General features: G+C 70.4%; 12 protein-coding genes. 8 read left to right on the plus strand and 4 right to left on the minus strand.

Going from position 1 to position 12,703, the window contains the following annotated elements:
• Positions 1-15: 15 nt before the first annotated feature.
• The 6 genes from AC0NH5_RS11090 to AC0NH5_RS11115 all read left to right on the plus strand — a co-directional run bounded on the left by AC0NH5_RS11090 (position 16) and on the right by AC0NH5_RS11115 (position 4,657).
• Positions 16-1,089, plus strand: coding sequence for a sensor histidine kinase (locus tag AC0NH5_RS11090; protein WP_474402525.1), 1,074 nt, complete (start codon positions 16-18; stop codon positions 1,087-1,089).
• A gap of 12 nt (positions 1,090-1,101) precedes the next feature.
• The gene (locus tag AC0NH5_RS11095) at positions 1,102-1,545 is read left to right on the plus strand and encodes a roadblock/LC7 domain-containing protein (protein WP_474402526.1); all 444 of its coding nucleotides are present in this window, start codon (positions 1,102-1,104) and stop codon (positions 1,543-1,545) included.
• Positions 1,542-1,904, plus strand: coding sequence for a DUF742 domain-containing protein (locus tag AC0NH5_RS11100; RefSeq protein ID WP_474402527.1), 363 nt, complete (start codon positions 1,542-1,544; stop codon positions 1,902-1,904). The genes AC0NH5_RS11095 and AC0NH5_RS11100 overlap by 4 nt, the downstream gene beginning before the upstream one ends.
• Positions 1,879-2,505 carry a GTP-binding protein gene (locus AC0NH5_RS11105; protein WP_474402528.1) on the plus strand — a complete coding sequence of 209 codons (627 nt, stop codon included), beginning with the start codon at positions 1,879-1,881 and terminating at the stop codon, positions 2,503-2,505. The genes AC0NH5_RS11100 and AC0NH5_RS11105 overlap by 26 nt, the downstream gene beginning before the upstream one ends.
• Positions 2,506-2,522: 17 nt before the next feature.
• Positions 2,523-3,767 (plus strand): styrene monooxygenase/indole monooxygenase family protein, encoded by a 1,245-nt coding sequence (locus AC0NH5_RS11110; protein WP_474402529.1) that lies wholly within the window; start codon positions 2,523-2,525, stop codon positions 3,765-3,767.
• 326 nt (positions 3,768-4,093) lie between these two features.
• Entirely contained in the window at positions 4,094-4,657 is a 564-nt protein-coding gene (locus AC0NH5_RS11115; protein ID WP_474402530.1) for a hypothetical protein, read from the plus strand.
• A 69-nt stretch (positions 4,658-4,726) separates the two neighbouring features.
• Here AC0NH5_RS11115 and AC0NH5_RS11120 read toward each other — a convergent pair whose 3' ends face one another.
• Positions 4,727-5,509 carry a CAP domain-containing protein gene (locus tag AC0NH5_RS11120; RefSeq protein WP_474402531.1) on the minus strand — a complete coding sequence of 261 codons (783 nt, stop codon included), beginning with the start codon at positions 5,507-5,509 and terminating at the stop codon, positions 4,727-4,729.
• A gap of 224 nt (positions 5,510-5,733) precedes the next feature.
• Positions 5,734-6,864 (minus strand): CinY protein, encoded by a 1,131-nt coding sequence (locus AC0NH5_RS11125; protein WP_474402532.1) that lies wholly within the window; start codon positions 6,862-6,864, stop codon positions 5,734-5,736.
• A 141-nt stretch (positions 6,865-7,005) separates the two neighbouring features.
• Here AC0NH5_RS11125 and AC0NH5_RS11130 point away from each other — a divergent pair, with 141 nt between their 5' ends.
• Positions 7,006-7,296: a hypothetical protein gene (locus AC0NH5_RS11130; protein WP_474402533.1), complete on the plus strand. Its 291-nt coding sequence runs from the start codon at positions 7,006-7,008 to the stop codon at positions 7,294-7,296.
• Between the two features lies 1 nt (position 7,297).
• On the opposite strand, the gene AC0NH5_RS11135 is transcribed toward AC0NH5_RS11130, so the two are convergent.
• Positions 7,298-9,238 (minus strand): galactose oxidase-like domain-containing protein, encoded by a 1,941-nt coding sequence (locus AC0NH5_RS11135; protein WP_474402534.1) that lies wholly within the window; start codon positions 9,236-9,238, stop codon positions 7,298-7,300.
• Positions 9,239-9,747: 509 nt separating this feature from the next.
• On the opposite strand from AC0NH5_RS11135, the gene AC0NH5_RS11140 reads away from it, so the two are divergent.
• Positions 9,748-11,103: a family 43 glycosylhydrolase gene (locus tag AC0NH5_RS11140; protein WP_474402535.1), complete on the plus strand. Its 1,356-nt coding sequence runs from the start codon at positions 9,748-9,750 to the stop codon at positions 11,101-11,103.
• Positions 11,104-11,158: 55 nt separating this feature from the next.
• Here the strand turns inward: AC0NH5_RS11140 and AC0NH5_RS11145 are convergent, their stop codons facing one another.
• On the minus strand, positions 11,159-12,604 hold the full coding sequence (locus tag AC0NH5_RS11145; protein ID WP_474402536.1) for a family 43 glycosylhydrolase: 1,446 nt from the start codon (positions 12,602-12,604) through the stop codon (positions 11,159-11,161).
• Positions 12,605-12,703: the final 99 nt, after the last annotated feature.

The raw sequence follows: 12,703 nt of genomic DNA on the forward strand, positions 1-12,703 counted from the left end.
TCTGGAGGATGGATAGTGCCCCTGTTTCGCTGGGGACGGCACCGCCGTCACGAGCCGAGCATCCAGGAGGAGCAGGTCTCCGCAGCGCGGGACGAGGCACCGGAGATGCCACCGCCACCGCCACCGCCCGAACCGTGGCGGCCGGTGGCCAGCGAGTTCGCCGAACGGGTGCTGATGCTCACCTGGGCCGCGGTGTCGCAGCTGGCCGAGGTCGAGAGCACCGAGCAGGACCCCGAGCGCCTGCGCCGGCTCTATCACACCGACCACGCGCTGACCCGCATCCGGCGCATCGCCGAGAACGTCCAGGTTCTCACCGGCGTGCAGATCGAGGACCCCGGACGGCAGATCACCACGGTGCTCGACGTGATCCGGGCGGCCGCCTCCGCGGTCGAGAACTACCAGCGCATCCGGCTCGGCCGCATCGTGGATCTCGCGGTCGCGGAGGTCGCCGCCGACGACGTGATCCGGATCCTCACCGAGCTGGTCGACAACGCGATCCGCTATTCACCGCCGCACGCGCCGGTGACCGTCTCGGCGCATCTCACCGACGCCGGTCACGTGCTGGTCCGGGTCGAAGACAGCGGCATCGGCGTGAACCCGGCCGCGTTGCCGCAGCTCAACGCCATGCTCGACGCCGGAACATACCTGGCCACCGACGCGCCGCAGGCCTCGCACCTCGGGCTGCCGGTGGTGGCCCGGCTGATCCAGCGGCACAGCTCGCTGCGGGTGCAACTGACGCCGCACCAGCCGGCCGGGACGACCGCGATGCTGCTCATCGGCGGCGAGCTGGTGTGTGAGGTGCCACCGGCTGCGGCGCCTGCTCCGGTCGTACCACCGCCGGTGGTGTCTGTGCCGGAAGAGCGACCGCCGGCCGACGCTGATCCGGTTCCCACCGCCGTGCTTCCCGCGCAGCGGCCGGCCGGGACGGCAGCGCCGATGCCCCGGCGGGTGCCGGCCAGCGTCCGCAGTGCCGCGCATCAGGCGCCGTCGCCCGCCGTGCCGCCCGCCCCGCCGGGTTACCGCAGCGCGTGGCACGACGACGCCGCCGACTTCAACGCCGGGGTGGACTCCGCCTCCCCACCGGCCTGACGAGGGAACACTATGACCGACTACCGTCATCCGTCCGGTGAGCTGCCGGACGTCACCTGGTTGCTGCGCCGGCTCGCCGAGGAGGTCCCCGGCGTCACCAGCGTCGTGCTCGTCTCGGCGGACGGCCTGCAACTGGCGTCGGCCGGCACCATCGACCGGACGCTCGCCGACAGCGTCTCGGCGCTGACGTCCGGCCTGCTGGGCATCGTCAAGCAGCTCGGCCGCGAGCTGCGCGTCGGCGACCCGGAGACCTTCACGATCCGCTATCCGCACGGCCATCTCGCCTTCGTGCGCATCGGCGACTCGGCCGGGCTGTTCGCCTCCGCCTCGGTGGACACCGACCTCAAACGCCTGGGGTACGGGATGGGCCGGTTCGTCGAGGGCGTCGGGCACGCGCTGACCCCGCAGATCCGGCACGAGCTGCATCAGCGCACGCTCAGCAGGTCGGCCGGATGATGCCCTCGCCGTGGCGGATGCACTGGAAGGTGCGGCCCTATCTGCTGGCCGGCGGCCGCACCACCACCCGTGATCCGCTGCTCGTGCACACACTCGTGTCGTCCGGCGGCCGGTACGACCCCCTGTTCGCCGCCAGTCTCGCCCCCGAGACGCGCACGCTCTACGAGAAGGCGCAGGCCCGGCAGATGTGCTCGGTGGCCGAGCTGTCGGCCAGCTGCGGGATGCCGTTGGGCCTGACCCGGGTGCTGATCGGCGATCTGCTCAAGGTCGGCCATCTCGTGATCCACGACGACCGCCGGCCCGCCCACGACCCCGACCTGTTGGAGAGACTCCGTGCTGGGCTCCTCAAGCTCGCTTGACGCCGCGATACCGGCGGTCACCTCGGCCAAGATCGTCGTCGCGGGCGGGTTCGGGGTGGGCAAGACCACGGCCGTCGGCGCCATCTCCGAGATCCCGGCGATCAGGACCGAGTCGTGGATGACCGCCGCGACCGCCCAGATCGACCGGCTCGACCCCGGCATCGACAAGACCACCACGACGGTGGCCATGGACTTCGGCCGGATAACCATCGACGAATCCCTGGTGCTGTACCTGTTCGGCACCCCGGGACAACCGCGCTTCTGGCAGATGTGGGACGACCTGTCCCGAGGGGCGGTCGGCGCGCTGGTGCTCGTCGACACCAACCAGCTCGACCTGAGCTTCCCTGCGGTCAACTACTTCGAGCAGGACACCAACCTGCCCTGGGTGGTCTGCGTCAACCTGTTCCACGGCCGTCTCGGCCACGACCTCGCCGACGTCCGGGACGCGCTGACCCTGCCGCCGCACGTCCCGCTGATCTCCGCGGACGTCCGCGAGTCCCGGCACGTCGCCCAGGCCCTGCTGGCCGTGGTGGATCACGCCCGGGCGCGGGCCACGAACGGAGGCCGGCCGGCCGCCCCGTTCGCCGTCGCCGGTGGTTGAAAAGTCTGGAGGCAGAAATGCGCAAGATCCTTGTCGTCGGAGCCGGACAGTCCGGGCTGCAGCTCGCCCTGAGCCTGCTGATCGAGGGATACGAGGTGACGATCATGTCGGCCCGCACCCCGGAGGAGATCCGCGGCGGCTGGCCCACCTCGACACAGGCCATGTTCCATCTGGCGCTGGAGACCGAACGCGCCTATCAGCTCAACTTCTGGGAGCAGCACGCGCCCGCGCTGGGCGGTCTGCACGTGACGCTGTCCGCCCCGCCGGGCACCCAGGCCCTCGACATGATGGCCCCGCTCGACCACAGCGCGTGCTCCGTCGACCAGCGCCTCAAGATGGCCGGCTGGCTGGAACTGGCCGAGCAGCGCGGCGCCGACGTCATCTACAACGCGGTCACCACCGAGGACCTCGACGTGCTGACCCGGATGGGCCGGTACGACCTGACCGTCGTCGCGGCCGGCAAGGGTGAGCTGGTCGCCGCGTTCGACCGCGACCCGGAACGCTCGCTCTACACCACACCGCAACGGGGCCTCGCCGTCGCCTATGTGCACGGGCTCGACCCCGACCCCCGGTGGCCGGAACCGCACATCGGCTTCCACGCCGTCCCCGGGTTCGGCGAGCTGTTCGTCATTCCCGGCCTCACGCTGACCGGCCCGTGCGACATCCTGTTCTGGGAGGCGGTGCCCGGCGGCCCGCTGGACCGGTGGCCGGACGGGCCGACCCGGCTGCACCCCGAGGAGCACCTGCGGATCACCCTCGAGCTGATCAAGCAGTACCTGCCGTGGGTCGCCGAGCGGGCCGGCGACGTGCGCCTCACCGACGCCAAGGCCACCCTGCACGGCCGGTACACCCCGACGGTGCGCCGCCCGGTCGCGCACCTGCCCGGCGGCGGCGCCGTCCTCGGCATGGCCGACGTGGTGGTCGCCAACGACCCGATCACCGGCCAGGGCTCCAACACCGCCGCGAAGTGCGCCGACGCGTACCTCCGGGCCATCCTCGCCCGCGGCGACCGGCCGTTCGACGCGCAGTGGATGACCGAGACGTTCGAGGCCTTCTGGGCCGACCACGGGCGGGCGGTCACCGGATGGACCAACGCGATGCTCCAGCCGCTGCCGGAGCACGTGCAGCAGCTGCTCGGCACCGGCGCGGTCAACCCGGTGGTGGCGCGCCGCTTCGCCAACGGCTTCTCCGACCCCCGCGACTTCGGCGACTGGTTCATGACCCCGGACAAGGCCGCCGCGTACCTCGCTCAGGTGTCCTGAGCCGCAACCGGCCTTCAGACTTTTTGAGGCGCCGCCGGCCAGAACTGGAACAGGAACGCCTCCACCCCGCGCAGCTCTCGATGCCGGCGCGCGGGGTCGCGGCGGCGATGCGGGACCGCCCGGCGCTGTACGCCCGCAACTCGTAACGGCCGGGCGGGCCGATCCGCACCACGTGCGTGTCGGTCGGCTGAACCTCCAGATAACCGCTGTCCAGCCGAACCCGGCCCGCCTTGCCGCCCTACCACCCGCCGGGGCATCGTTCCTCCTTGCGGCGGGACCCGGCGCGTAGGGTTTGGACGGTTCGAGCAGGACGTTACGGTGGTCTGATGTCTACGAGACTGTCACCCGCGGAATGGGCCCGCCGACGCCGGGCCGACCGCGTCGACCGGCGGCTCGAGGTGGCCGGCGCGCGGGCGTTCGGACGACTCGGCCGCCTGGGGGAGAGCTGGCACATCGTCGACTGGTCGCAGACCGGTCTGTCGCGGCGGCACGACGAGCACGACCCGGTGCGCGCCCGGGCCGGGTTCCTGGCGATCGGGCCGGGCGGGGTCTATGCGGTGACCGTCGCCGACCAGGGACTTTTCCGGGTTCTGATCGTCGGCGACGTGGTGCAGATCAACGGCCGGCGGCTGCCGTACGTCGCCGAGGCACGCCGTGCCGCCGGCCGGGCCGCTGCCGCGCTGTCCGCGGCGGCGGGCGTCAACGTGCCGGTCACCCCGGTTCTCGCCTTCACCGGCGTCGGCGTGATCAGCACCCACGGCCTGTCGCCCACCTGCCTGATCACCAACGACCGGGAGCTGGACAAGCTCCTGACCGCCGGTGGCCAGCGCATCAACCCGGGCACCGCGTCCCGGCTCGCCAGGATCGCCCGGGACCGGGCCGCGGAATGATCCGGGGTACGCGTGAACGCCGGCGCCCGTGGCTCGACGAGCCACGGGCGCCGGCGGTGCGATGCGGGGTCAGGCCGGCGTCGCGAACACCTGCGTCCAGTACTGGGTGCCCGACGACGACTTCGCCAGGCCGACGCCGATCTCCTCGAAGCCGCAGTTGAGGATGTTGGCCTTGTGCCCGGGGCTGTTCATCCAGCCGTCCATGACGCTCGCCGCGCTGGTGTAACCGGCGGCGACGTTCTCACCGAGGCCCCGCCACCGGTAACCCTGGGCGGTGACCCGGTCGCCCATGCTGGCCTCGCCGGGCAGCTGGTGCGACATGCTGTTCTGCTCGGCCTGCAGGTCGGAGTGCTTCTGCGCCGCCGCGTCCAGCCGCGACTCGCTGTCCAGGGCGGAGCAGCCGGCCTTCGCCCGTTCGGCGTTGACCAGCCGGAGCACCTCGCCGGCGACCGTGGACGATCCGTTGTCGCCGCCGGACGGCGCCTGGGTGGTCCGGGTCGGCGCCGGCGACTTGGTGCGGGTCCTCGTCGTGGAGGGCCTCGGCCGGGCCTGCGAGCGAACAGTCGCCGACTTGCTCGGCGACGGTGTGGCCGACGCTGACGCCGACGGCGTGGCCGGCTGTGAGGCGCTGGGCCGCGCGGACGGTGACTCGCCCGCCGAGGTCCCCGCGAGCTCGTCCGTCGCCGGGGCGCTAGCCGCCGTGGCAGCGTCCGGAGCGGTCGCGGTCAGCCGGATCTCCCGGTCCCCGGAGGCGGTCCCCGCGACGATGGCGGCCGAACCGGCGCCGATCAACCCGAGCGCTCCGATCGCCGTCAGGGTGTAACGGATGCGCCGGTTGGGTGCGGTGGGCACGGACTTTCACCTCGTCGACTCGTGGAACAGCGGTAGCAGCCGACCTACTATTCATCGCCGTCGCGGCAAAAGATCGTTACTAAGAAAGCCTTAAGGTTGGGCTCATCGAAACGTAACGGTCCACAGGAGCCGGTGCGGGAAGTGACGTAGACGACCGATTTCATCACTGTGTGTGATGGCAGCGATGGCAGCCGTCATCGGCGCGAAATCGGTCCGCCCCCCGGTCAGCCCGCTCCCGTCGCAGCCTCATTCCGCTTCCCGCCGGCCGAGCGGCGGCGGAAACGCCGGATCAGCATGATGGCCACGGCGAGCACCGTGGCGGTGAGGACGACGATGACGGTGACGCGGAACGGAGACGAGTCCTGGCAGTCGTGTGCCGGGTCGTCGTGGGTGAGGGCGCAGACCATCCGGGCGCCGCCGGCCCGGCCGTACCGGGCAGTCAGTTCGGCCCGGAAGTCCCGCCACTGCCGGCGGGTCTCGGCGATCGCCCCGGCCACCGCGTCCGCGAAGTTGTCGGCCACCCGGCCACGTGGCGTGCCCGGATCGGTGGCCCGGCCGTCGACCGGGTCGATCAGGCCGCGGTCCTTGTTGAGCCCGGCGTGGGTGACGCGGGACTCGCAGGCGCCGACGCCGGGCACCCGGTCCTGCAGCACGTAGCAGCCGGTGGTGAAGCCGGCGGGTGGCCCGGCGATCGTCGTGCCGCGCAGGTCGAGCAGGGGGCTGGGGCCGGGCCGGTGCAGTCCGGGCGGGTTGTCGGCGCCGATGGGCCGGGACGGGTCGGCCTGGTCGGCCCAGTTGCTGTGCGCGTAGAAGTCCTGCACCCCGTGCAGCACCCGCCCGAAAGCCGCCAAGGTCGTACATCTGCCGCGGGTCTCGGTCCTTTCCCGGGGGTTGCATTCCGGGCTGACCGTGACCTCTTCCGGGATCACCTCACCCCTGTCGTCGAGCAGGTCCTCGGCGCTGTCGATGCCTTCGCGGAATCGCGTGCGCAGGTGCTCGACACAGTCCGTCAACGTGGCCGCAGCCGTCTCCCGGGTGCGCGGATAGTCGCCGGCCAGGTGGTCGGCGTTGTCGCAGTGCGCGGCCGGGTCCGTCACCTCGTCGCTGTCGGGCGCGCCGACCGCGCCGAACTCCTTGTCGTGACCGGCCAGGTAATCCAGGATCGCCGGCTCGAAACAGGCCGGTTCGCCGCCCGTGCAGGCGAGGGCGGCGCGGGTGATGCGTTCGTGCTCACGGTGCTGGCCACCGCCGTCGATCGTGCCGAACGCGGCAGCCGGCGCCGGGGCCGGGGCCGGGGCCAGCAGGAGGAGAGGCAGAGACAGAGACAGCAGGATCGCGCATCGCTGTCGTCGCACCGCCTCGTCCTCCCGCGTGGCAAACCCGAGTGTCCAGCCTGCGGTGCCGGCCGCTCGCCGTCCTCATCCGGCCGGGATGAGGCCCGTCCGCGGTCCGGCCGCCAACATCAGGGGTCGGAGTGCCTGACCAGGGAGAAGACCATGGGCTGTCTGTTCGCGCTGTTCGCGGGGATCTTCCCGCGCCTGGGCCTGTTCATCGTGTGGATCGCCCGGCCGGCGTTGGTCAACGCCGCCTTCGACACCTGGATCTGGCCGCTGCTCGGCATCTTCTTCTTTCCGTTCGCCACCCTGATGTACGTCATTCTGTACACCCCGGGCATCGGCCTGACCAGCTGGGACTGGTTCTGGGTCGTGGTCGCGGGCCTGCTGGACATGGGGCACTGGGCGGCCAGCGCGACGCAACGGCGGCAGATCCCGGGTTACCCGAGGTGAGTCACCAGGTCCACCTCTGCAGCGGGCCGGCGTCACAGGTCGCCAGCAGGAGTTGGGCGTTGTTCGCGGACGAGGCCGCGGCCAGGCACACCGCGGTGTTGCCGAGCGGCCGGATGGTCGCGTCCGCACCGAACCGCCACGTCTGCGCGGCCGTGCCGTTGCAGGTGTACGCCCAGATCCGCTGGCCCGCCGCGAAGTTCCGGTTCGGCACGTCCAGGCAGTTGCCGAGCACCCGGAGGGAGTTGTCGTTGGGCAGCCGGGTCAGCGCCTGGGCCTTGGTGCTGTTGCAGGTGTACGTCTGCAGATAGGTGCGGACCGCGAGCGTGGACGACGGCACGTCGACGCACCGTCCGGTGCTGTTCCTGACCGCGCTCATCACCGGGCTCGGGCCCTTGGCGACCTGCACGGTCCGCGCGACTGACGGGACGCCGGCGCTGTCGGTGATGAAGAGCATGTAGTGGCCGGGCGGCGCCACGCCACCGTTCGGCGGGCCGGTGACGGTCAGGGTCGTACCGGAGACCGTGAAGGCCAGCGGGATGTACCGCTGACCCTGGTCCACGCCGTGGGTGACATCGCCCAGCCCGACCAGCCCGATCTTGCGGACGGCGGCCGCCTGGGCCGAGGTGAGGGTGAATGTGGTGTTGACACTGATGCTCGCCGGCGCGGTCTCGATGACCGGCCGGTCCGCGAGCTGACCGGAGCCGTCCTTCTTGTACAGGTACGGCGGGGTGAAGTACTCGATGTTCTTCTCCAGATAGCCGGCGGTCGTGCAGACGCCGCAGATCCCGCCGCCGCCGGTCAGGACGCGCGCGTCCGGCAGGAGGGTGGCCGTGGAATGGTACTGCCGGATCCGGGCCGCGCCGGCGAGCGTCGTCCACTGGCCGGTGGCGGGATCCCAGCGTTCCGCCGTGGTGACGGCCTTGTTCAGGTCGACCAGGCTGTTGGTCGCGGTGCTCGACATGCCGCCGGTGACCAGCACCGACCCGTCGGCGAGCAGGGTCGAGTTGTGCTGGCGCCGTCCGGTCGCCATCGACCCGGTCGCGGCTACTGTCGAGGCCGATCCGGCGCCGGCGGTGACGACGACGGCGGTCTTCGTGGGAACCTTGGCGACGCCTCCTTCGGTGATGCTGCCGCCGCCGACGACGAGGGACTTCCCGATGTCATAGGTGGAGAAGCTGCCGTAGTCCCGGTTGATGGTGTCGCGTGCGGCGGTCGCCGTGATGATGCCGTTCCCGGCGGTGTTGAGGGTGTACCCGGTGGTGTACGGGCCGTAGAGCCCGAGCTGGGTGTCCGGGCGTGACCCCATGAACGGATAGGTGCGACCGCCGTACTGGGTGAACCCGGTCAGCGCACGGATGGCCCCGTTCGCCTGGTAGACCTCGGCCGTCGCCGGGCCACCGCCGATGATGACCTCCTCGCCGTTCGCCGTCTGCGCCACCGACGGGTACCAGCGCGCGGCTGCCATGTCGTTGCCGCGGGTCCACGTCTCGGCCTGCCAGTCGAAGACGTACGTCCGGACCGTGCCGTCGAGTTTCGCGCTGGCGTTTCCGCCGGCGATGAGGATGTTGCCGTTCGGCAGATGCGCGAATCCGGCACAGAAGATGTTGGTGCCCTGCAGATCGACCCGTTTATGCGTGTTGTCGACGGGATTCCACACCATTGCGCGGGTAAAACTGTGATCCGGGTACGATTCGGCCGCATTGTCGCCGACCGAGTCCCAGACGAGCACCTTGCCGTTCGGCAGAACCGCCGTGAATACTGGGACGACCGGCGTGCCGACGACCGGGCTCCACGATCCCGACTGGCCCGGATCGGCCGCGACGGCGGCCCTGGTGCGCGACGTCCCGGGGCGCAGGCCGGTCTGGCGCTGGATGCGCGTGGCGCTGGCCGCGGTCTGCTCCTCGATCACCCGCATAGGCGTTCCCACCAGGTCCTGAGCCATGTGCTCGGGGCTGTCGTCGTGTGCGTGCTCATGCGTGTGGACGTGCTCGGCGGTTGCCGTGGGTGTGGCGGCGCCGGCGGGTCGTACCGCCGCCGTGCTCGTCAGTAATAATCCCGACAATAAAATGACATGGATGAGATTGCGGCGCGTGCGCATGTATTTTATTCCCCCGATTAATTCGCACCCCGCCGGGCAATGCCGAGCGCTGGTGTCTTATGTGGCCGGTGCCAGCATCCTAAGCCGCTGTTAAGGCGCACTTCAATGTCCGGCGGCGGCACAGCACGGTGATTAAAGGTTCCGTACGGCTACCCGGCAATGGCCGAAAGGACGGTGCGGCGGCGGAATGCGAAATGCCCGTACGAAAGCTTCCGTAAGCGGAGAAGAGCCTCGATCGGCCGGCCCGACGGCGCCCGGCGCGGTGCGGCGGGTCGCTGAATAACGAACATCTCTTGACAGAAATCCAATGGAAACGACCATGATGTAACACCACCGACCTCAGTGGAGAGCTCATGATCCTGCGCCTCGCGGCTGCCGTCACCACCTCATTGGTCCTGGCCGCCGGCCTGCTCACCGCCACGGCCGGCGCGTCCGCCGCCGTCGCGTCCGGGCCGGTCATCGATCAGAACTTCGCCGACCCGGACGTGATGAAGGTCGGCCGCACCTACTACGCGTACGCCACCAACAGCGACGGCCGGAACATCAAGTGGGCCACCTCCACCGACCTGGTCACCTGGACGGTGCAGAGCAGCGACGCGCTGCCGGCGCTGGGCGCCTGGGCCGACCCGGACTGGTCGTTCCCGCCCGGCGGGCCCGGTGACCACGGCGTCTGGGCGCCGGAGGTGTTTGCCACCGGGCCGAAGAGCTACGTCATGTGGTACACGGCGCACGACCGCGCCTCCGGCAAGCAGTGCATCGGCGCCGCCACCGCCACCGCACCCGGCGGGCCGTTCGTGCCCCGGGACACCGCCCTGGTCTGCACCCCGGAGATCGGTGGCGCGATCGACGCCTCGTCGTACACCGAGAACGGCCGCCGCTACATCCTCTGGAAGAACGACGGCAACTGTTGCGCCCAGGACACCTGGCTGCGACTGCAACAGGTCAGCGCGGACGGGCTGCGCCGCACCGGCGCCGAATCCCAGCTGATCAAGCAGAGCAAGCCGTTCGAGGGCATCCTCGTCGAGGCGCCGACGCTGTGGAAGCGCGGCAGCACCTACGTGCTGTTCTACTCCGCCAACTTCTTCGGCAACGGCAGCTACCTGAGCAGCTACGCCACGTCGGCGCACCTGCGCGGGCCGTACACCAAGGCGGCCGCACCGCTGATGACCACCGACGCGTTCGCCGGCTCGGTGCGCGGCCCCGGCGGCCAGGACATCGTGGTCGGGCCGGACGGCCGGGACCGGATCGTCTTCCACGGCTGGAACGCCGACTTCACCTACCGCGCGATGTATTTGCAGCGGCTCGACTGGCAGGGGAGCCGGCCGATCGTGGCGGGCGCCAAGGTGCGGTACGAGGCCGAGGACGCCTCCTTCACCCGGGCCAACGCCCGGTACGCGCCCGGCGCCAGCAACGGCGCCGTGGTCGGCGGGATCGACTTCGACGACAGCCGGGTCACCTTCACCGTGTACGTCCCCCGGGCCGGCAGCTACCGGCTCTACACCCGGTACGCCAACGGCTCCGACGCCGGTGCGGCCGGCCACGCCCTGACCGTCAACGGCGCCGCTGCCGGCACCGTGGACTATCCGGTCACCGGCTGGGACAACTGGCAGATCACCGAACGCGACGTGACCCTCAAGGCCGGGAACAACACCATCGCGTACGGCAAGGGCGCGAACTTCGCCGAGATCGACGCGATCGACGTCGCCTGAAGTGCCACCGTGGGGCGACGGCGCCACCGTCGCCCCACGCGTCATCCGTTGACGATCAGCCCAGGCGCCACAGCTGGGCGGCACCGCCGTTGCAGGTGTAAAGGGACAGGCGCGCGCCGTTGGCGGCGTTCCACTCGTAGTTGTCCAGGCACATGTTGCCGGCGATGTTGCGCAGCGAGAACCAGCCGTTGCCGCGGTCCTGGACCGTCCACTGCTGGGCGGTCGAACCGTTGCACGGGTTCAGGCCGACGTCGGCGTTCAGTGCGGTGCTGCCGTTGAGGTTGTTCAGGCAGGTGCCGGTGTTGCGGTTGCGGATCTCGTAGTGGGTGGGCGCCTTGTAGGTGAGCTCCCACTGCTGGGCGGTGCCGCCGTTGCAGTCGTAGAGCCGGACCAGGGCGCCCGGCGTGGTGTCCCGGTTGTAGTTGTCGACGCACCGGTTGCTGTGCTGCCCCCGGATCCCAGGGTTGGTGACGGTGCTGGGGATCGGCTGGCCGAAGAACGGGTCGCCGTTCTCCCGGTAGAGCAGCTGCTGCATGCGGGTGTGCCGGTTCGGGTCGGTCAGCGCGTCCGGTGTGGGGGTGGCGTAGTCGCGGGCGTGGTACACCAGCATGTCGGTGGTGTTGTCCTCGGCGACGGTGAAGCTGCCGTGCCCGGGGCCGTAAACGCCGTTGGCGGTCTGGAAGACCGGGTTCGGGTGCTTGTACCAGGACGCCGGGTTGAGCAGGTCGACGTTGTCCCAGGAGGACAGCAGGCCCAGCTTGTAGCGGGAGTCGGTCGCCGAGGCGGAGTACGCGATGTAGACGCGGCCGTTGCGCACCAGCGGTGACGGGCCCTCCACGACGCCGGCGACGCCCTCCTTCTCCCAGTTCACGGTGGGCCGGGCGATCTCGACGGCGGAGCCGGTGATCGCGGTGGGCCCGTTCATCCGGGCGATGTACATGTGGCTGTTGAAGTTCGTCGACGGGCTGTCCTGCGCCCAGGTGAAGTACCGGACGCCGCGGTTGACGAACGACGCCGCGTCGAGCTGGAACGACTCCCAGCCGGTGTTGAACCGCTGCGGCGCGCTCCACGAGCAGGTCATCGGGTTCGCGCAGGTGTTGCGGATCCAGTACAGCCGCTGATCGAAGCGCGCGGTGTTCGGCGACGCCGAGAAGTACATGTACCAGGCGCCGTCGACGTACTGGATGTCCGGGGCCCAGATCCAGCCGCTGAGCGGCCCGCTGGACGGCGCGACGAACGCGTTGGCCGTCGCGGCGGTGCCCAGCCCCTGCAGGGTGGTCGCGCGGCGCAGCTCGACGCGCTTGTAGTCGGGCACCGAGGCGGTCATGTAGTAGTAGCCGTCGGTGTGCTTGTAGATCGCGGTGTCGGCGCGCTGGGTGACGACCGGGTTGCGCACCGAGATGAACTGGGCGGTCGCGGGGACGGCGAAACCGGTCAGCAGCACGACCACCAGGGCCAGCACGACCGCGAGACGGCGACGGATTCGAGCGGGGAGACCCATCGGAAACCTTCTTGGGTACGGGGGATGGTGTGACCGTTAACATGCCCGCCCCGTGGCTCCGCCGTCAAGAAACATCGATGAAATGAATCCGCGGTGAGT

It is taken from the genome of Actinoplanes sp. 13 (genome assembly GCF_056134165.1).

Coding starts and splice junctions, on each gene's coding strand:
- AC0NH5_RS11095 (WP_474402526.1), top strand. CDS start 1,102: ATGACCGACTACCGTCATCCGTCCGGTGAGCTGCCGGACGTCACCTGG.
- AC0NH5_RS11100 (WP_474402527.1), top strand. CDS start 1,542: ATGATGCCCTCGCCGTGGCGGATGCACTGGAAGGTGCGGCCCTATCTG.
- AC0NH5_RS11110 (WP_474402529.1), top strand. CDS start 2,523: ATGCGCAAGATCCTTGTCGTCGGAGCCGGACAGTCCGGGCTGCAGCTC.
- AC0NH5_RS11115 (WP_474402530.1), top strand. CDS start 4,094: ATGTCTACGAGACTGTCACCCGCGGAATGGGCCCGCCGACGCCGGGCC.
- AC0NH5_RS11130 (WP_474402533.1), top strand. CDS start 7,006: ATGGGCTGTCTGTTCGCGCTGTTCGCGGGGATCTTCCCGCGCCTGGGC.
- AC0NH5_RS11135 (WP_474402534.1), bottom strand. CDS start 9,238: ATGGCTCAGGACCTGGTGGGAACGCCTATGCGGGTGATCGAGGAGCAG.
- AC0NH5_RS11140 (WP_474402535.1), top strand. CDS start 9,748: ATGATCCTGCGCCTCGCGGCTGCCGTCACCACCTCATTGGTCCTGGCC.
- AC0NH5_RS11145 (WP_474402536.1), bottom strand. CDS start 12,604: ATGGGTCTCCCCGCTCGAATCCGTCGCCGTCTCGCGGTCGTGCTGGCC.